The 17,738-nt window shown below is 66.2% G+C and carries 20 protein-coding genes; 17 read left to right on the top strand and 3 right to left on the bottom strand.

Annotated elements, in window-relative coordinates:
• Positions 1–552 (bottom strand): AMIN domain-containing protein (locus tag JOZ06_RS20200; protein WP_293235787.1); only part of this gene is annotated, 552 nt, incomplete at its 3' end.
• Complete coding sequence (gene tsaE / locus JOZ06_RS20195; protein ID WP_293235785.1) at positions 510–998, bottom strand: tRNA (adenosine(37)-N6)-threonylcarbamoyltransferase complex ATPase subunit type 1 TsaE; 489 nt, start codon at positions 996–998, stop codon at positions 510–512. The genes JOZ06_RS20200 and tsaE, both read right to left, overlap by 43 nt.
• Between tsaE and queG the strand changes: the two genes are divergently transcribed.
• Both queG and JOZ06_RS20185 read left to right on the top strand, forming a co-directional pair.
• Positions 997–2,079 (top strand): tRNA epoxyqueuosine(34) reductase QueG, encoded by a 1,083-nt coding sequence (queG, locus tag JOZ06_RS20190; RefSeq protein WP_293235783.1) that lies wholly within the window; start codon positions 997–999, stop codon positions 2,077–2,079. The two genes, tsaE and queG, sit on opposite strands and share 2 nt — an antisense overlap.
• Before the next feature lie 103 nt (positions 2,080–2,182).
• Positions 2,183–2,689 (top strand): RidA family protein, encoded by a 507-nt coding sequence (locus tag JOZ06_RS20185; RefSeq protein WP_293235781.1) that lies wholly within the window; start codon positions 2,183–2,185, stop codon positions 2,687–2,689.
• Positions 2,690–2,747: 58 nt separating this feature from the next.
• On the opposite strand, the gene JOZ06_RS20180 is transcribed toward JOZ06_RS20185, so the two are convergent.
• Positions 2,748–3,164 carry a MaoC family dehydratase gene (locus JOZ06_RS20180; RefSeq protein WP_293235779.1) on the bottom strand — a complete coding sequence of 139 codons (417 nt, stop codon included), beginning with the start codon at positions 3,162–3,164 and terminating at the stop codon, positions 2,748–2,750.
• 285 nt (positions 3,165–3,449) lie between these two features.
• Here JOZ06_RS20180 and JOZ06_RS20175 point away from each other — a divergent pair, with 285 nt between their 5' ends.
• From JOZ06_RS20175 to JOZ06_RS20105, 15 genes are all read left to right on the top strand, one after another.
• Positions 3,450–4,199 (top strand): electron transfer flavoprotein subunit beta/FixA family protein, encoded by a 750-nt coding sequence (locus JOZ06_RS20175; RefSeq protein WP_293235777.1) that lies wholly within the window; start codon positions 3,450–3,452, stop codon positions 4,197–4,199.
• Between the two features lies 1 nt (position 4,200).
• Positions 4,201–5,142, top strand: coding sequence for an FAD-binding protein (locus JOZ06_RS20170; protein WP_293235775.1), 942 nt, complete (start codon positions 4,201–4,203; stop codon positions 5,140–5,142).
• A gap of 115 nt (positions 5,143–5,257) precedes the next feature.
• Positions 5,258–7,039, top strand: coding sequence for an acyl-CoA dehydrogenase (locus JOZ06_RS20165; protein ID WP_293235773.1), 1,782 nt, complete (start codon positions 5,258–5,260; stop codon positions 7,037–7,039).
• A gap of 243 nt (positions 7,040–7,282) precedes the next feature.
• A complete protein-coding gene (locus tag JOZ06_RS20160; RefSeq protein WP_293235771.1) occupies positions 7,283–7,792 on the top strand; it encodes a hypothetical protein in 510 nt (169 codons plus the stop codon).
• Positions 7,789–9,864, top strand: coding sequence for a type II secretion system secretin GspD (gspD, locus tag JOZ06_RS20155; RefSeq protein WP_293235769.1), 2,076 nt, complete (start codon positions 7,789–7,791; stop codon positions 9,862–9,864). Before JOZ06_RS20160 ends, gspD begins: the two co-directional genes overlap by 4 nt.
• Positions 9,861–11,270 carry a type II secretion system ATPase GspE gene (gene gspE / locus JOZ06_RS20150; protein ID WP_293235767.1) on the top strand — a complete coding sequence of 470 codons (1,410 nt, stop codon included), beginning with the start codon at positions 9,861–9,863 and terminating at the stop codon, positions 11,268–11,270. Before gspD ends, gspE begins: the two co-directional genes overlap by 4 nt.
• 1 nt (position 11,271) lies before the next feature.
• Positions 11,272–12,471 carry a type II secretion system inner membrane protein GspF gene (gene gspF, locus JOZ06_RS20145; RefSeq protein ID WP_293235765.1) on the top strand — a complete coding sequence of 400 codons (1,200 nt, stop codon included), beginning with the start codon at positions 11,272–11,274 and terminating at the stop codon, positions 12,469–12,471.
• 8 nt (positions 12,472–12,479) lie between these two features.
• Positions 12,480–12,914: a type II secretion system major pseudopilin GspG gene (gene gspG / locus JOZ06_RS20140; RefSeq protein WP_293235763.1), complete on the top strand. Its 435-nt coding sequence runs from the start codon at positions 12,480–12,482 to the stop codon at positions 12,912–12,914.
• 5 nt (positions 12,915–12,919) lie between these two features.
• Positions 12,920–13,366 carry a prepilin-type N-terminal cleavage/methylation domain-containing protein gene (locus JOZ06_RS20135; protein ID WP_293235761.1) on the top strand — a complete coding sequence of 149 codons (447 nt, stop codon included), beginning with the start codon at positions 12,920–12,922 and terminating at the stop codon, positions 13,364–13,366.
• Positions 13,363–13,734, top strand: a complete 372-nt coding sequence (gene gspI / locus JOZ06_RS20130; RefSeq protein WP_293235759.1) for a type II secretion system minor pseudopilin GspI — start codon at positions 13,363–13,365, stop codon at positions 13,732–13,734. The genes JOZ06_RS20135 and gspI overlap by 4 nt, the downstream gene beginning before the upstream one ends.
• On the top strand, positions 13,731–14,378 hold the full coding sequence (locus tag JOZ06_RS20125) for a prepilin-type N-terminal cleavage/methylation domain-containing protein (RefSeq protein WP_366815132.1): 648 nt from the start codon (positions 13,731–13,733) through the stop codon (positions 14,376–14,378). The genes gspI and JOZ06_RS20125 overlap by 4 nt, the downstream gene beginning before the upstream one ends.
• On the top strand, positions 14,375–15,259 hold the full coding sequence (gspK, locus tag JOZ06_RS20120; protein ID WP_293235755.1) for a type II secretion system minor pseudopilin GspK: 885 nt from the start codon (positions 14,375–14,377) through the stop codon (positions 15,257–15,259). Before JOZ06_RS20125 ends, gspK begins: the two co-directional genes overlap by 4 nt.
• 10 nt (positions 15,260–15,269) lie before the next feature.
• On the top strand, positions 15,270–16,406 hold the full coding sequence (gene gspL / locus JOZ06_RS20115; RefSeq protein WP_293235753.1) for a type II secretion system protein GspL: 1,137 nt from the start codon (positions 15,270–15,272) through the stop codon (positions 16,404–16,406).
• Positions 16,403–16,891: a type II secretion system protein GspM gene (gene gspM, locus JOZ06_RS20110; RefSeq protein ID WP_293235751.1), complete on the top strand. Its 489-nt coding sequence runs from the start codon at positions 16,403–16,405 to the stop codon at positions 16,889–16,891. The genes gspL and gspM overlap by 4 nt, the downstream gene beginning before the upstream one ends.
• Positions 16,892–17,044: 153 nt before the next feature.
• On the top strand, positions 17,045–17,738 hold a 694-nt coding region (locus JOZ06_RS20105), incomplete at its 3' end, for a hypothetical protein (protein WP_293235749.1).

Below are 17,738 nucleotides of genomic sequence, written 5' to 3'. Positions count from 1 at the left end.
ACGGTCGGCGGTCGGCGCTGGCTTGTTGCGCAAGCGGACCTCCGGCTGCGTCATCGTGCCCTTGTTGTAGTCTTCCAGCAGGCCCAACAGCGGATCGTCATGCGCGGCGGCGCCATCCGCCGGATAGAGGTCGACCACCAGGCGGTTTTTGAATTCCGCCACCGGCGCCAGGGTGAACACTTGCGGTTTGACCGGTGTCTTCAGCTCCAGTACCAGGCGCACGGTATCGGGCGAGAACTGGCCGGCGCGCGCCGATTTGATGTATGGGTCGGTGGCGTTGATCTGATTGCCGATGTCCTTGAGGATGCTGTTGAGACTGATGCCCTGCAAGTCGACCACCAGGCGGTCCGGGTTTGCCAGGCTGAAGGTTTTGAACTGCACTGCGGCGCTGGTTTCCAGCGTGACGCGGGTATAGGTGGAGGAGGGCCAGACGCGGACGGCGACCAGCTGGCTATCGGCCGCCTGGCTTACCCGGCTGACGGACAAAATCAGCGTGGCGGCGGCCAGGTTCAGCAGTCGGCGGCGGCCTGGGTCGAATGGCGTGTCAGACATGTTTTTCCTGCCTCGGTCAATGCGGTGAATCGGTAGCGGCGGCCGGTGTCGGCCACGTCGAGCGAGAGGATCAGATCCGCGGGCGGCAATAGCCCCTGCGCTTTTTCCGGCCACTCGACCAGGCACACGGCGTCGGCGCCGAAATAATCGCGAAAGCCGGCGTCCTCCCATTCCTCGGGGTCGGCAAAGCGGTACAGGTCGAAGTGGTGTAACGTGAAAGCGGCGAGCGGGTAACTTTCCACCAGTGCGTAGGTCGGGCTTTTGACCTTGCCTTGATAGCCCAGGCCGCGCAGCAGCCCGCGGGCGAAGCTGGTTTTGCCGGCGCCCAGGTCGCCGTGCAGGTAGACGACCAGCCCCGGCGCGAGCGCGCGCGCGAATTGACCCGCGAGCGCCAAGGTGGCGGCCTCGTCGGGCAAAAGGCATTGGCTGGTATCATAGGTACCCATGAGCGACTTTTCCTCTCAAACCTCGGATTATCCCGAATTGGCGCGCCAAATCAAAGCCTGGAGCCAGGAACTTGGTTTTGCCGAGGCGCGCATTACCCGTCCGTCATTGCCTGTCGAGGCCGAACAGCGGCTGTCCGCGTGGCTGGCCGCGGGCTTCCACGGTGACATGGATTACATGCCGCGCCACGGCCTGTTGCGGCTGCGGCCAGCGGAGTTGGTGCCTGGCACGCTGTCGATCGTCAGCGTGCGTATGAACTATTGGCCCGAAGGGGCCGCCGATGCCGCGGCGCAGTTGCAAGATGGCGAGCGCGCCTATGTGTCGCGTTATGCGCTGGGGCGCGACTATCACAAAGTGTTGCGCAACCGGCTGCAAAAGCTGGCCGAACGCGTACAAGCCGTGGCGGGGCCGATGGGCCATCGCGCCTTTACCGACAGCGCGCCGGTGGCCGAAGTCTCGCTCGCCGCTCAGGCCGGCCTCGGTTGGCGCGGCAAGCACACGCTACTGCTGACCCGTGAGCAAGGCTCGCTGTTTTTCCTGGGCGAGCTGTTTACCACGTTGCCGCTGCCGGCTGATCCGGCGCAGGAAGAACACTGCGGCCGCTGCACCCGCTGTTTGGATGCCTGTCCGACCGGGGCGATCGTCGCCCCCTATCAGGTTGATGCCCGTCGTTGCATTTCCTATCTCACCATCGAGCTCTTCGGGGCCATCCCCGAAGGGCTGCGACCTCTGATCGGCAACCGTGTGTATGGCTGCGACGATTGCCAGCTTGCGTGCCCGTGGAACCGCTTCGCGGTGTCTGGCGCCGAGGCGGATTTTGCCGTGCGCCATGGCCTCGACCGCGCCACGCTGGTCGAGCTGTTCGCTTGGCGCGAGACCGATTTTACGGCGCGCATGGCGGGCAGCCCGATCTATCGCATCGGCTACGAACGCTGGCTGCGCAATCTGGCCGTTGGCCTTGGCAATGCGCCGACCACCGAGTCCGTGGTCGCGGCGCTGCGCGCGCGTCTCGACGATCCGTCCGCGTTGGTGCGCGAGCATGTGACCTGGGCGTTGGCGCGCCACGTGGCTGGCGGGCGCTAGAAGCGACGCAAGACGGCGGCGGTTTCGGTTTTGTCTTATTATGAAAGTTAATGCTTGTGTAAATAATGGGCCTCGCCATTTTCCCAAATCTAAGGAGAGGTCCATGAAAACGTCCCTCAAGGTACTTGCCGCGGCGCTGCTGAGCTGTGCAGCCGCCACTTCCTTTGCGCAGAACGGCGGCGCCGATGCGCCCGGCGCCTTCAAACAGGAAACGATCTACGGCAAATGGAGCAAGAATCTGTTCGCCGACGCCGTGGCGGTGCAAGGCGATTATAAGACGGTCTACTTCGCCGGGATGGCGGCGGAAAACCCCGACACCGGCAAAATCGACCACGTCGGCGATTTCAAGGCGCAGTGCAAGATGTCTTTCGACAAGATCCGCAAAGTGCTGCAGGCGCAAGGCGGCGACATGGAGAATATCGTGCGTTTGCAAACCTTCGTCACCGATATCCGCAGCTTCGCCGGCGATTATATCTCCTGCGAAAAAGAAGCCATGGGCTCGGCGCCCATGCCGCCCAATACCTTGCTCAACGTGACGCAATTGGCCTGGCCGGGCATGCAGGTAGAGATTCAAGCCACAGCGGTGATTCCGATCAAGAAACAGCCGTGAACCACCAATATCGGAAAAACAAACCCGTGCCCGTCGCGGGTTTGTTTTTTGCAAGCGTTCAAACGCGTGACGGCGCGATGACCAACGATTCGCCTTCCATGACGACCTTGTCCCCCACCAGGCATTGCGTCGTCAGCGTCACACGCTTTTTCGCCGCGTCGAGCGCCGCCACCGTGACGCGTGCTACCACCGTTTCCCCCAGTTTGACCGCTGCTTTGAACTTGGCCGATTGCGACAAATAGATGGTGCCCTCGCCCGGCAGTTTGGTGCCGAGAATGGTCGAAATCAGGCTGGCGGTCAGCATGCCGTGGGCAATGCGCGTTTTGAACGGGGTGGTTTCGGCGTAAGCCTGATTGAAGTGCACCGGGTTGGTATCGCCGCAGGCGGCGGCGAACATCAGTACGTCGGCTTCGGTGATCGTTTTGCCGAACTCGGCGCTGTCGCCGACTTTCAAATCTTCGAAGTGCACGGTCATGGCCGCTCCTGTTTATGACAAAGGGGTGATGGGGTAGTGTATCGCAGTTTGCCGCCATGCAAATGACCGGTAGATGACGTAGTATTAGGGACCCATGCGGATCTGAGGTTGCATTTATGCGACGCTCAGGCGGTGCTAGCTTAACCAAACGCTTGTTTGAATTGTCCGGTTATGCATAATTCATAGTGTATCCCTTGTCGACTCAGCCGGCGCCGAGACCGGACGCGACCGCGTGCATCGACGCGCAACGCTTCTTGATACAACCCAAAATGGTGAACCAGAACGATGAAAGCCCTTGTCGCAGTAAAGCGCGTTGTTGATTACAACGTGAAAGTTCGAGCCAAAGCCGATGGCTCCGGCGTCGATATTGCCAATGTGAAAATGTCGATGAACCCGTTCGACGAAATCGCGGTGGAAGAAGCCGTGCGCCTGAAGGAGGCCGGCAAGATTTCTGAAATCGTCGTGGTCTCGCTCGGCGTCAAGCAGTGCGAGGAAACGCTGCGCACGGCGCTCGCCATGGGCGCCGACCGCGCCATCCTGGTGGAGACCGAGGTCGAACTGCAGCCGCTCGCGGTGGCGAAGCTGCTCAAGAGCGTAGCCGAGCGCGAACAGCCGCAACTGGTGATCCTCGGCAAGCAAGCTATTGACGACGATGCCAACCAGACCGGCCAGATGCTGTCCGCCCTCTTGGGCTGGGGGCAGGGCACGTTTGCCTCCAAGGTGGCGCTCGGCAGCGAGAGCGTGGCCGTGACGCGTGAAATCGACGGCGGCATGGAGACCGTCGAACTGCGTCTGCCGGCGGTGGTGACCACCGACCTGCGCTTGAACGAGCCGCGCTACGTCAAGCTGCCGAACATCATGGCGGCCAAGAAGAAGCCGCTCGACAAACTGACCCCGGCCGACTTGGGCGTCGACCCGTCGCCGCGTCTCAAAACTCTGAAAGTCGCCGAACCGGGCAGCCGCGCCGCCGGCATCAAGGTCGCCAATGCCGCGGAGCTCGTGGCCAAACTCAAGAACGAAGCAAAGGTGCTGTGATATGGCCATTCTTGTTATTGCTGAACACGACAACCACAGCCTGAAGGCAGGCACCCTCAATACCCTGGCCGCGGCCGCCAAGTTGGGCGGCGACGTCCATCTGCTGGTGGCGGGCCATCAGTGCGGCGCCGTGGCCGAGTCGGCCAAGCAGGCCGCCGGCGTAGCCAAAGTGCTGCTGGTCGACGATGCGCTCTATGCGCACGGTTTGGCCGAGAACCTGGCCGCGCTGATCGTCAAGCTCGCCGAGGGCTACAGCCACGTGCTGGCGCCGGCGACCGCCAGCGGTAAGAACGTGCTGCCGCGCGTGGCCGCGCTGCTGGATGTGGCGCAGATTTCCGACATCGTTGCCGTCGAATCGCCGAGCGTGTTCGTGCGCCCGGTCTATGCCGGCAACGTGCTGGCCACCGTCGAGTCGTCCGACCGCATCAAGGTCATTACCGTGCGCACCACGGCGTACGATCCGGTTGCCGCCACGGGCGGCGCCGCCGCGCTGGAAAACGCGGCGGCGGCCGCGGATGCCGGCGTATCGCGCTTCGTGTCGCAGGAGCTGACCAAGTCCGATCGGCCGGAATTGGCTAGCGCCAGCATCGTCGTTTCCGGCGGCCGCGCGCTGGGCTCGGCCGAGCAGTTCAAGGCCGTGCTCGAACCGCTGGCCGACAAGCTGGGCGCCGCGCTCGGCGCCTCGCGCGCGGCGGTGGACGCAGGCTACGCGCCGAACGACTTCCAGGTCGGCCAAACCGGCAAGGTGGTCGCGCCGCAGCTGTATGTGGCCGTCGGCATTTCCGGCGCCATCCAGCATCTGGCCGGCATGAAGGATTCGAAGGTGATCGTAGCCATCAACAAGGACGAGGAAGCGCCGATCTTCCAGGTGGCCGATTACGGCATCGTCGGTGATCTGTTCACCGTGGTGCCCGAGCTCGTGGCCGAGCTGTCCAAGGCTTAAACGGCCAACCGTGCATTGCCTGCGGCGAATGCACGCTACGAATCCTATCCGTAGCGTGCATTCGCGCAGCAACGCACGGATTTATAAAAATAATGCAGCGACACGGGAGAGAAACATGAACTATCAAGCGCCGCTCAAAGAGCTCAATTTCGTACTGAACCAGTTGGCCGAGCTACCCTCGGTCTGTAGCTTGCCGGGCTACGAGGATTGCAGCGTCGAACTGGTGGAAGCCATCCTGGAAGAGGGCGCCAAGTTCGCCGAACAGGAACTGGCGCCGATCAACCGTCAAGGCGACCAAGGCGCGCGTTGGCAAGACGGCGCGGTCACGGCCGCCCCCGGCTTCAAGGCCGCCTGGCAGCGCTATGTCGAATCCGGCTGGGTGGGCTTGCGCGCACCGGCCGAGTTTGGCGGTCAAGGATTGCCGGCGCTGGTGGCGCTGGCGGCCGAGGAAATGTGGTGTTCGGCCAACCTGGCGTTTTCGTTGGCGCCGATGCTGACGCTCGGCGCGCTGGAGGCCATCGCGCACCACGCCAGCGACGAACTCAAACAACGCTATCTGCCGCGCATGGCCGCCGGGGAGTGGACCGGCACCATGAACCTGACCGAGCCGCAGGCCGGCTCCGATCTGGCGCAGGTGCGCACCCGCGCCGAGCGCCAGGCGGATGGCAGCTATCGCATCAGTGGCCAGAAGATTTTCATCACCTGGGGCGAGCATGACATGGCGGACAACATCGTCCATCTGGTGCTGGCCCGTCTGCCGGATGCGCCTGCCGGCGTCAAAGGCATTTCGCTGTTCATTGTGCCGAAGCTCCTGGTCAACGCCGATGGCAGTCTGGGGGCGAGAAACGACGTTCGTTGCGTGTCGATCGAGCACAAGCTGGGCATTCACGGCAGCCCGACCGCAGTGATGAGCTTCGGCGACCAGGAGGGCGCCACGGGCTTCTTGGTGGGCGAGGAGAACAAGGGCCTGGCTTACATGTTCACCATGATGAACCATGCCCGGCTGGGCGTGGGCGTCGAGGGTCTGGCCGTGTCCGAGCGCGCCTATCAGGCGGCGGTCAGCTATGCCCGCGAGCGTGTGCAAAGCCGCGCCGTTGGCTCGCCCGATGCCGCCGGCGTGCTGATCATCCGCCACCCGGATATTCGCCGCATGTTGATGACCATGCGTGCGCAGATCGAGGCGCAGCGCGCGCTGGCGTGCGTTGCCGCCGCTGCGCTCGACCGCGCCGGCCATCATCCGCAGCCGGAGGAGCGCGCTAAGAACCAGGCACTGCTGGATTTCCTGATTCCGATCGTCAAGGGATGGTGCACGGAACAGGCCAACGAGATCACCTCGATGGCGATCCAAGTGCATGGCGGCATGGGCTACATCGAGGAAACCGGCGTGGCGCAGTACTACCGCGACGCGCGCATCACGGCCATCTACGAGGGCACCACCGGCATTCAGGCGCTTGACCTCGTCGGCCGCAAGACCGCCGGCGACAAGGGCGCGGTGGCGCAGGCGTTGCTGGAAGAGGTGCTGTTGACCGTGCGTGAACTCGACGGCGCGGGCTTGTCCGATTTGGCGCGCGCGCTGCGAAAAGCCGCGGCGGATGCAAGCCGCGCCATCGGCTTTGTGCTAGAGCATTTTGCCGCCGAGCCGCAATGGCCGGCCGCGGGCTCGGTACCGTTCCTCAAGCTGATGGGCATCGTGCTTGGCGGCTGGCAAATGGGCCGTGCGGCGTTGATTGCCGAGCGCCTTCGGCATGAGGAGGGCGCCGATGTCTCGTTCCTTGCCAACAAACTGATGACCGCGCGTTTCTACGGCGCGCATTTGCTGCCGCAAACCGGCGCGCTGGTGCATGCGATCGTCGAAGGCGCCGAGAGCGTGCTGGCGTTGCCTGAAGATCAGTTCTGAAGCAGTTAGATCCTGAACTGCGGGAGTAACAGCAACACCTTGAAAGCGGGAGTGGGCAGCGGCTTTTACTCCCGCCGTTAAGGTGTTGCTGTTACTCCCGCTTTTCCTCTCCCGACTCCCCCGTATCAACCATCCTCCCTTGTCATTTTTAACAGACTGTTAATAATGGCACGCCGGCCTTATCCTCACCCTGTTCCTCCGAGCAGGTGAAGGCGACGGCGACGATCAGTACGCTCGGACAGGATGAACCGTTACCTCGATACCCTTACTCAGCGGCTGGCCCTTGGTGCCCGGGCATGGCCGCTGCCCAGCGCGCGCATGCTGCTGGTGCTGGCCTGCCTCGGCTGGGCCGGTTGGCGCCTCTATCCCCTTTGGACGACCGGCGCCGCCGCGCCGGCCAGCGCCTCGCCGCCCGACCCGGCCGCCGCGGCCGCGCAGGTGGCCGAACGCCATTGGTTCGGCACCGACCGGCCGCCGGTCGCACCGGCATTGACGGTGCTGGGGGTGTTCGCGCCCGGCCATGGGGCGCGCGAACCCGGATTCGCCATCACGCGCCATGATGGCGGCGATGGCGCGCTATGGAGCGGTCAGCGCTTGGGCGATTGGCAGGTGGTGCGCATCGCCCCCGAGGGGCTGACGTTGGCGCAGGGGCGCGCGCGCCAGTTCTACCCGCTCAGTCGCGACAATGGCCATGCGCCCGCCGCCGCGACGGACGATGCCGAAGGTCCGCCGCCGCCGGGGGATGACGAATGATGCGCCGCCACGCCTTGCTGTTCTGCCTGGCGCTGACCGGCGCCGCGTTGCCCGCTGTCGCCGCGCCGCCGGTAGGCGAGACCGTTACCCTCAATTTCGCCAATGCGGATATCGATACCGTGGTGCGCGCCATCGGCGAGTTGACCGGGCGTAATTTTCTGCTCGATCCGCGCGTCAAGGGCACGGTCAACATCATCTCTTCACAGCCGGTGTCACGGCAGCTGGCCTACCAGATCCTGTTGTCGTCATTGCGGTTGCAAGGTTTTAGCGCGGTGGAGAGCGACGGCGTGGTCAAGATCGTGCCGGAATCGGACGCCAAGCTGCATGCCCGCGTCGGCGACGCGCGCCGCGGTGACGGCGAGCGGCTGATCACGCGGGTGTTCGTCTTGAAAAACAGCAACGCCGCCCAGCTCTTGCCGGTGATCCGGCCGATCGTCTCGCCCAACAACGCGTTGTCGGCCTTTGCCCAGGCCAATGCGTTGGTGGTGACCGACTATGCCGACAATATCCGCCGCATTGAGTCGATCGTTGCCAGCATGGAAGGCGTGGCCGATACGCAGACGGCGGTGGTGCCGCTGCGCTACGCCTCCGCGCCCGAGCTGGCGGCCACGCTCGGCAAATTGATGCAGGACACCGGTGCCGACGGCAGCCGCTTGAGCATCAATGCCGACGGCCGCGCCAACGTGCTGCTGGTGCGCGCCGATTTGCCCGGCCGCTTGAATCAGGTCAAGCAACTGGTGCAGTTGCTCGATCAGCCGAGCCAGGCCGGGGCCAATGTGCGTGTCGTGTATTTGAAGAATGCCGATGCCGCGCGCGTGGCGCAGACGCTGCGCGCGCTATTGAGCAGCAGCGCGGCGCCGCTGACGGAATCGCGCAAGCCGAGCAGCCTGCCGTCGTCGCAGGCTGCCAGCGGCATCGGCCAGGGCATGACGACCAACAGCGGCGGCGACACTGCGCCGGCCGCGCCCGGCTTGCAGCCGCCCGCCGCCCCGCCGGCGGCCAGCGACAGCGGCGTAGCCGACACGCCGCAGGGATCGGCCGGCACCGCCGGCTCGCTGGTGCAGGCCGATGTCGCCAGCAATGCGCTGATTCTCAATGTGCCTGATGGCATGTACCGCAATCTGCGCGCGGTGATCGACTTGCTCGACCGCCGCCGCGCCCAGGTCTATGTCGAGACCCTGGTCATGGAAGTCTCGGCGCAGCGCTTGCAAGAGCTGGGCGTGCAATGGATGGCGCAGCAGCCATCGGCCGCGGTTTCGTCCGGCTCGACGTCAACGTCCGGCGCCGGTTTGCAGATTACCGTGGGGAATCAGGGGCTGGGTCTCTCCGGCGGTACCGGCGCCGGGGTGCTGCATGTGTCCGGCCTGGGGCAGGTACTCGATCTGACGGCGCTGGCGCGCCTGCTGGAAACCAAGGCGCAAGGCAACGTGCTGTCCAATCCGACGCTGATGGCCACCGACAACGAGCCGGCCCGCATCGAGATCGGGCAGGAGGTGCCGATACAGACCGGCCAGTACGCCAATACCGGCAGCAGCGGCAGCAGCAGTACCGCTTCGCCGTTCACCACCTATGACCGCAAGACGGTGGGTATCAGTTTGGGCATCGTGCCGCAGATTTCCGAGGGCGGCGCCATCCGCATGAAGATTCTGCAGACCGCCTCGTCGGTCGATCCGGCCACGGCCAATACCACGCTGCCAAAATTCAATATCCGCTCGGTGACGACGTCGGTCACCGTCGATGACGGCGGCATCATCGCCATCGGCGGTCTGATTCAGGAAACCATCAGCGATACCGAGGATAAGGTGCCGTTGCTGGGCGATCTGCCGCTGGTAGGGTGGCTGTTCCGCCATCAGGTGAAATCGCGCGAGAAAACCAACCTGTTGGTGTTCCTCAAACCCACCATCGTGCGCGATGACGTCGGCGCGCGCGCCATTGCCGAAGACCGCTACCGCTATATTCTTGGCGACAGTTATCGCCGGGATGCGCCGCCCCTGCCGTTGGATGCCAAGAGCGCGTTGGACGCGCTGCCCTCGGGCATCAAGGCGCTCGGCCTGCCGGAGGCGTCGCCGTGAGCGAGCGGCTGCCGTTCGCCTTTGCTCGCGACCAGGGGGTGCTGCGCCTGGAGGACGGCGCCTGGTTGGTGCGCGAGGGCGCGCCGCCGGACGGCTGGGGCGAGGCGCTGCGGCGCTTTGGCCCGCCGGCCCGGGTCGAGCGTATGCCCGCGCGGGAGTTCGAGCTGGCGCTGGCCCGATGCTACGCCCGCCACGATGGCGCGGCCGACGTGGTGGACGACGTCGGGCAGACGCTCGACGTAGCACGGCTGATCGAGGCGTTGCCGACCGTGGAGGACCTGCTGGAAAGCGAGGGCGACGCGCCGATCATCCGCATGATCAACGCGCTGTTGGCGCAGGCGCTGCGCGACCAGGCGTCCGACATCCATATCGAGCCGTTCGAGGACCATTCGGTCGTGCGCTTCCGCCTCGACGGCACGCTGCGCGATATCGCCCAGCCCCATCGCGCGTTGCACGCCGCCATGGTGTCGCGCATCAAAATCATGGCGAGCCTGGACATCGCCGAAAAGCGCCTGCCGCAGGACGGCCGTATCTCGTTGCGGCTGGGCGGCCGCCCGGTGGATGTGCGCGTCTCGACCCTGCCGACCGGTTTTGGCGAGCGCGTGGTGCTGCGTTTGTTGGACAAGGAGGCGGCCCGGCTCGACCTCAGCGCGCTGGGCATGTTGCCTGACACGCTGGCGGCGGTCGACCGGGTGATCCGTCAGCCGCACGGCATCTTTCTCGTGACCGGGCCGACCGGCTCGGGCAAGACCACCACGCTATACGCCGCGTTGTCGCGCCTGGATGCCGGCAGCACCAACATCATGACCGTCGAGGACCCGGTCGAGTACCACTTGCCCGGCATCGGTCAGACCCAGGTCAATCCGCGCATCGATATGAGTTTTGCCCGCGCGCTGCGCGCCATGCTGCGGCAGGACCCGGACGTGATCATGATCGGCGAGATCCGCGATCTGGAAACCGCCCAGATCGCCATTCAGGCCTCGCTGACCGGGCATTTGGTGCTCGCCACGCTGCATACCAACGATGCCGCCAGCGCGGTGACCCGCTTGGTCGACATGGGGGTGGAACCCTTTCTGCTCGCGTCGTCGTTGCTGGCGGTCATGGCGCAGCGCCTGGTGCGCCGTTTGTGTCCCGATTGCCGCCAGCCGACGGGGGAGGCGGGGCGGTACAAGCCGGTCGGCTGCCCTCTTTGCGCCGCCAGCGGCTATCGCGGCCGCATGGGGCTGTATGAGCTGTTAAGCGTCGACGAGGCGCTGCAGCGCCTGATCCATGCCGGCGCCGCCGAGCAGCAGATGCGACAGCACGCGGTGCAGCACGGCATGCGCAGCCTGCGTGACGACGGCATGTTGCGCGTCGATGGCGGCGACACGTCGTTGGAAGAGGTGCTGCGCGTGACGAGGACCTGACATGGCGCATTTCCGTTACCAAGCGCTCGACGCCGGCGGCCGGCGGGTGCGCGGCTGGCTGCAGGCCGAGTCGGCGCGCCAGGCGCGCACCCGCTTGCGCGAACAGGGGTTGATGCCGACCGGCGTCGTGCCCGCAGGCTACCGACTGACACCGCTGCGGCGCGGCGGCTTGCCGGCGGCGAGCCTGGTGCTGTTGACGCAGCAATTGGCGACGCTGCTCAACGCCGGCTTGCCGCTGGAGCGGGCATTGACGGCGGTGATCGAGCAGACCACCCGCAGCGCGCCGCGCCAAGTGCTGGAGGGCTTACGCCTGGACATCCTACAAGGGCAGAGCTTCGCCAGCGCCCTGGCGGCGCGCCCGGGCGTGTTCTCGCCGCTCTATCGCGCGCTGATCGATGCCGGCGAGCACAGCGGCCGTCTCGGCGCGGTGCTGGCGCGGCTGGCCGATTACTTGGAGCGGCGCGCCCGCGCGCGGCAAAAGGTGATTCAGGCGCTGGCCTACCCGGTGGCGGTCATGTTGGTCGCCATCCTGGTGGTGACCGGCATGATGGCCTGGGTCGTGCCGCAGGTGGTCGGCGTCTTCGCCCAGAGCCATCAAGCGCTGCCGTGGCTGACGCGGGCCTTGATGGCGGTATCGGCCGGGTTGCGCGCGTGGGGTGTGTGGCTCGCGCTGTCGTTGGCGCTGATCCTGTTAGCGTTGCGCCGCGCGTTGGCGCGGCCAGTGGTGCGCCGCGTGGCGGAGGCCTGGCTGTTGCGCCTGCCGGTGGTGGGCAGTTTGGTGCTGGCGCTCAACACGGCGCGCATGGCGAGCACGCTGGCGATTCTGGTGGCCAGCGGCGTACCGTTGCTGTCGGCATTGGCCACCGTGCGCCCGCTGTTGGGCTGTCTGATGTTGCGCGAGGCGCTGTCCGCGGTGGCCGACGCCGTGCGCGAGGGGCAGCCGCTGGCGCGGGCGCTGGGCGAACGCGGTTGTTTTCCGCCGGTGCTGGTGCACCTGGTCGGCAGCGGCGAGGCCAGCGGGACGCTGGCAATGATGCTGGAACGCGCGGCCGAGCAGCAGCAACAGGAGGTCGAGCGCCGGCTCGGCACGTTCAGCGCGCTGATGGAGCCGCTGCTGATTTTGTTCATGGGCGGCGTGGTGCTATTGATCGTGCTGGCGATCATGCTGCCGATCATCGATATGAACCAGATGGTTCGCTAGGAGCAACTATGCAGCAAGCAGTCCGCCGCGCGCGCGGCTTTACCCTGATCGAGATCATGGTGGTGATCGTCATCCTCGGCGTGCTGGGCGCGTTGATCGTGCCCAAGGTGATGAGCCGGCCGGACGAGGCGCGCGTGGTGGCGGCCAAACAGGACATCAATGCGCTGATGCAGGCGCTCAAGCTCTACCGGTTGGACAACGGCCGCTACCCGAGCTCGGCGCAAGGCTTGTCGGCGCTGGTGCGAAAGCCGGCTGAGCCGCCCGAGCCCAAGAATTGGAAGCCCGGCGGCTACCTGGAGCGGCTGCCGGAAGATCCGTGGGGCGACCCCTATCGTTACGCCAACCCCGGCCTGCATGGCGAGATCGATGTCTGGAGCCTCGGGGCCGACGGCCAGCCGGGCGGCGAGGGAGTCAATGCCGACATCGGCAATTGGCAGCAGTAAGCGGCATGCGCGGGTTCACCTTGCTGGAGGTGCTGGTGGTGATCGCCATCGTCGGCATTCTGACCTCGGCGGTCACGTTGTCGCTGCGGCCGGATAGCCATCGGCAGTTGCAGGACGAAAGCTATCGCCTGGCGCGCGTGCTGGAGCAAGGCGTGGCCGCCGCCGAGGAAGGGGACCCGCTGGCGCTTGCGCTGCGCGCGGATGGCTATGCCTTTCGCCGCCGCGATAGGCAAGGCCGTTGGCAAGCAGTCAGCGATGATTTCTTTGCCGCGCGCCAATGGCCGGACGGCATTCGCGCGAGCGTCGTGCGCGCGCCCGGCTCTCCGCCTTGGCCGCTGTGGCTGCAGGGACAGAGCCCTTGGCTCGTGTTGCGGCTGCAAAGCGACGAGCGCCAGGTCGACTTGACGTTGTCGCCGCTGGGGCGCGTCACGGTGGGCGGGACCACGCCATGACGCGCGTGCGCGGGTTTACTTTGTTGGAGGTGCTGGTGGCGCTGGCCATCAGTGCCATCGCACTGTCGGCGCTGTTGCGCGTCAGTGGCTTGGCGGCGGAAAACAGCATGACGTTGCGCGAGCGTATGCTGGCGGGGTGGGTGGCGGAAGACCTGATGGCGCTGTTGCAGCGGACGGACGCGCCGCCGACGCTGGGCGAGTCGCGCGGCGCGCTGACGCGCGACGAGCACGACTGGCGCTGGCGCCAGGTGGTGACCCCGGCCGGCGAGCGCGATTTGCTGCGCGTCGAGATCAGCGTCGAAGCCGGCCGCGACGGTGGTTACCCGTTGGCGAGTCTCGTGGCCTACGTGCCGAGGCGGCGGGAATGACGAGGGCCTGTCGTTGGGTGTTCGGCGCAATGCCGCGCATTGCGCGTCGATTGCGCCCTACGCAACGAGGCACCGATTCGCGTAGGGTGCACTCGCCGAAGGCAGTGCACCACCCTCTTAATCAAACCGGCATGACCCTGATCGAGCTTCTGGTGGCGATGAGCCTGATGGCGATTCTATCGGTGCTGGGCTACAAGGCGTTCAGCGCGCTGCTGATATCGCGCGAGCGCTTGATGGCGGTATCGACGCAGTGGGTGGATCTGGCGCGGGTGTTCGCGCGGATGAGCGGCGAGGTGGGCGTTTTGTTTCCCGCGCCGGGCGCGGCGGCGCCGCTGCGGCTGGAGGGCGAGGCCGGCCAGCAGGCATTGCAGCTGGCCTTGCCCTCCAGCCTGCTGGCCAGTGGCGTCGACAACATCGTCTACCAAGCGGGGCCGGCCGGGCTCGAATGGTCGACCGCGCGCGCCGCTGGCCAGCGCTTCGCATTGTTGGACGCGGGCTATCACGTGCGTTGGCGCTTGCAGCTGGACGATGGCCGCTGGGTGGATGGCTGGCAGCCGGGCGGCACGGGGCGGCCACGCCTGCTGGAGATGCAGGTGAATAGCCCGGTGACCGGCACGATTACCCGCTACTGGAGGTTGCCGTGAGAGGTGAGCGTGGGATGGCGGTGGTCATGGCGCTCTTGTTGGTGGCGCTGGCCGCCTCGGCGGCGAGTCTGGTGTTGTGGCAGCAAAATCTATGGTGGCAGCAAGTCGAGGCCGATCGCCAGCGCGCGCAGATGCATTTGCTGCTGGATGCGCAGTTGGCGTGGGCGCGGTTGCGCCTGCATCCGGTGGCGCCGGTGGTGGCGGCCAATCAGCCATGGGCGCGGCCCTGGGACGGGCAGGACGGCGATTACCGCTGGCGCGCCACGCTGACCGATTTGCAATCTCGGCTGAATCTCAATGCGTTGGCCACGCCGCAAGGCGTGATCAATGGCGAGGCCTTCGACAGCTACCGACGGCTGCTCGCGGCGTTGCAACTGCCAGAGGCCTTGGCCGACAGTCTGGCGCAATGGTGCGGCCTGCGCCGCGCCGACGCGACCGAGACCGCGCCGCGTCCGGCGCGCGCGGTGCGCGATTGGCGCATGCTGGCCGAGGTGCCCGGCTACACCTTGGCGGTCAGGCGCGTGCTGGCGCCTTATGTGACCTTGTTGCCGGGGGAATTGAATTTGGTGAACCTCAATACGGCGTCCCCTTTGCTGTTGTCGGCGCTGGTGCCCAAGGCGGCGCCGGGCGCCGTGTCCCAAGTGGTGCAGGGGCGAGCGCGCCTGCCGTTTCGCGACGCCGCCGATTTCATCAACCGGTTGGGAATGGCGGGCGGCGAGGTGCCCAAGATACTGGGTGTCGGATCGTCGGCGTTTTGGCTGCAAGGCTCGGTGCGCCACCGTGCCGCCGAACGGCGGATCGACGCCATTCTCAAGGTGGAGGCGGGCCGGGTGCGTCTGCTGTCCCGTCCGGACCCGGGGGCGCTGCCCCCATTGTCATGAAGGCCTGCCGATGTCTGTGTTGAGGGTGTATATGGCCGCCGATGGCACGTTGCGCTGGGCGCTTTGCGGTCCGGGAGGCGTGCTCGCCTGCGAGGGGGACCAGGCGCCGCCCGCCGCCGAGCTGTGCGAGCTGGTGTTGGCCGCGGGGCTCGTGCGATTCGCCGAACCCGCCTTGCCGCCCGGCGTGGCACGACAAGGCGAGGCGGCGCTGGGCTTCGCGTTGGAGGAGGGGCTGCTCAACGCGCCGGAAGAGAATCATTACCGCCTGGCCGCCGGCATCGTGGCCGTGACCGCGCGCGCGCCGCTGGCGCAGGCGCTCGCCGGGTTATCGGCGAATGGGGTTGCCGTGGCGCGCGTCGTGGCGGAAGAGCAGTGTTTGCCTAAGCCGCCTCAGGATGGCTGGAGCGTGGCGCGGCTGGCCAACGGCTGGGGGGTGCGGCTGGCCTCCGGCCGCGCGTTGTGCGTGCCGCACCAGGGCGAGGCGTTGTGGGCGGAGCTGCTCGACGGCATGCCGCCTGGCCAGTTGCTGGTCTGTGGCGACGAACCGTTGCCCATCGCGCTGCGCCATCTGCCGGCGACGCGCCGAGACAAGGTCGACTGGCGCTCTACCCCTATCGATGCGGCGCACGACTTTGCCAATGGCCGCTCACGCTGGCGCCGGCGCTTGGCGCCCGTCGGGCGACGGCTCGCGCGCCAGGCGGTGTTGGCGCTGGCGGTGCTGGCGATGTTCGATCTCGCCCTGCTGGCGGGCCAGTTGGGCTGGCTGCGTTGGCAGCAGGGCCGATTGGCCGATCGGCTGGTCGAGGACGCGCGGCGGATGGGCGCCGGGCCGCAATCAGCGGATCAAGCGCTCAATGCGGCGCGCCGGCATGTGGCGGCGGCGCGCGCGCGCCGAGGGCTGGCACAGGACGGCGATCTGCTGCCGATGCTGGCGGCGTTGCAGCCATTGTTGCCGGAAGGCGGCGGCATGCGTCATTTGCGCTACCGCTCGGGGGTGCTGACGGTAGAGAGTGTGGCGCTGCCCGATGCCGTGCCGTCCGATTGGCGGCGGCGCCTGGCCGCCGCTGGCTGGTCGGTGGCGTTGACGGCGCCTGGCCAGTTGACGTTGACCTTCGCCCCGATTGGCAGCGAGGAGACACGGCCATGACCGGTTTGAAGCTTGCATGGCGGTCGATGGCGGCATGGCTAAGGCGCCGCGGGCCGCCACTACTCGGCCGCGCCATGGTGGCGTCGCTGGCCGTGCTGGTGTTTTGCCTGATCTGGCGTCCGCTGGCGCTGTCGGTGACAGAGGCGCGTCAGGCGCGGGCGGCGCAGCAGGCCGAGAATGCGCAGATGACGGCGTTGACGCGTGCCTGGCAGGCGCTGGCCAAGCTTCCGGACAGGCCTGCGCCTGCGCCGGCCGCGCTGCCGGCGTTGGTGCGCGCGCGCGCCGAGGCGTTGGGCATCGATACCGACGGTTGGCATCTGACGCAGGAGGCCCATGGCGCGCGACTGGTCGGCGAAGCGGGGTTTGACGTCTGGCTCGCCTTGCTGGCCGATCTGCAAACCCATCACGCGGTGCGGGTGGTCGATGTGCAACTGGAGCCTGCCGGAGAGGGCCGGGTACGGGCCGATGCGGTGTTTCAGGGGTGAGGGAGTCGGGGGTAGCGTGCGCTCGCCGAGCCAATGCACGTTTATTCTGGGCCTGATCTTTCGGACAGCTCGCCTTGCTGCAACCTTCACGGTTTGTTAAGGTCTCATGCTGCATTTTAAACTGTCCGTCCGCGACCTTTCGCGGCGCAAACAATGACCGATCAAAATGTGCTGCCAACAGCCACCCGCCGTGTTCCACTGCAAGTCGATCAACAAGGCAACCCCTTCTTCGGTTCGGTACTAAGCCCCAAAAGCTTCGAGCAACGCGCCTTGTGCATCCTGCCGCCGCACAACGTGATTCCGGTGATCTTCGTGCCGGGGATCATGGGAACGAATTTGAAGTTGCAAAACGATCCCAGTACACCAGCCTGGTCACCCCCCAATGGCACATTGGCGGGACTCGGTGCCGCGACACATGGCATAGGCCAATCGCCAGCGGACAGGCAAAAACTGTTTGACCCAAGCAATACAGAGGTCAACCTGGGCGGCCCCTGCGCGGTGCCGGCCAGCCACTGCTGGCTGACGACCGCGGAAGCCAAGAAACGCGGCTGGGGGGCGTTGCACCAGGACAGTTACCTGTCGATTCTGCTGCAGTTGGAAACCAGCCTGAACGACCAGTACAGCAAACCGGGACGGCCGCAGGAGCAGGGCAATCATCTGCTGCCGGAGCTGGGCCTGCTCGGCCACCTCGGCGGCAGCGCCGCCCCGCCGCCGCCCGGCGCGCCCGACTACGCCCGGATGGCGGCCGCCGCCGTCAAAGCGTGGAACACGCAACCCCGGGCCTTGAGTCAGAGCGAGATCGACAAGCTCGACTGCTACTACTACCCGGTATGGGCGCATGGCTATA

The sequence above is a fragment of the Paludibacterium sp. genome, assembly GCF_019232825.1.
Lineage (GTDB): Bacteria > Pseudomonadota > Gammaproteobacteria > Burkholderiales > Chromobacteriaceae > Paludibacterium.
This window is presented reverse-complemented; position numbering and strand designations above follow the sequence as displayed.

Coding starts and splice junctions, on each gene's coding strand:
- tsaE (WP_293235785.1), bottom strand. CDS start 998: ATGGGTACCTATGATACCAGCCAATGCCTTTTGCCCGACGAGGCCGCC.
- gspG (WP_293235763.1), top strand. CDS start 12,480: ATGCAGCAAGCAGTCCGCCGCGCGCGCGGCTTTACCCTGATCGAGATC.
- JOZ06_RS20125 (WP_366815132.1), top strand. CDS start 13,731: ATGACGAGGGCCTGTCGTTGGGTGTTCGGCGCAATGCCGCGCATTGCG.
- queG (WP_293235783.1), top strand. CDS start 997: ATGAGCGACTTTTCCTCTCAAACCTCGGATTATCCCGAATTGGCGCGC.
- gspM (WP_293235751.1), top strand. CDS start 16,403: ATGACCGGTTTGAAGCTTGCATGGCGGTCGATGGCGGCATGGCTAAGG.
- JOZ06_RS20185 (WP_293235781.1), top strand. CDS start 2,183: ATGAAAACGTCCCTCAAGGTACTTGCCGCGGCGCTGCTGAGCTGTGCA.
- JOZ06_RS20180 (WP_293235779.1), bottom strand. CDS start 3,164: ATGACCGTGCACTTCGAAGATTTGAAAGTCGGCGACAGCGCCGAGTTC.
- gspL (WP_293235753.1), top strand. CDS start 15,270: ATGTCTGTGTTGAGGGTGTATATGGCCGCCGATGGCACGTTGCGCTGG.
- JOZ06_RS20175 (WP_293235777.1), top strand. CDS start 3,450: ATGAAAGCCCTTGTCGCAGTAAAGCGCGTTGTTGATTACAACGTGAAA.
- JOZ06_RS20170 (WP_293235775.1), top strand. CDS start 4,201: ATGGCCATTCTTGTTATTGCTGAACACGACAACCACAGCCTGAAGGCA.
- gspF (WP_293235765.1), top strand. CDS start 11,272: ATGGCGCATTTCCGTTACCAAGCGCTCGACGCCGGCGGCCGGCGGGTG.
- JOZ06_RS20135 (WP_293235761.1), top strand. CDS start 12,920: ATGCGCGGGTTCACCTTGCTGGAGGTGCTGGTGGTGATCGCCATCGTC.
- JOZ06_RS20160 (WP_293235771.1), top strand. CDS start 7,283: ATGAACCGTTACCTCGATACCCTTACTCAGCGGCTGGCCCTTGGTGCC.
- gspI (WP_293235759.1), top strand. CDS start 13,363: ATGACGCGCGTGCGCGGGTTTACTTTGTTGGAGGTGCTGGTGGCGCTG.
- gspD (WP_293235769.1), top strand. CDS start 7,789: ATGATGCGCCGCCACGCCTTGCTGTTCTGCCTGGCGCTGACCGGCGCC.
- JOZ06_RS20165 (WP_293235773.1), top strand. CDS start 5,258: ATGAACTATCAAGCGCCGCTCAAAGAGCTCAATTTCGTACTGAACCAG.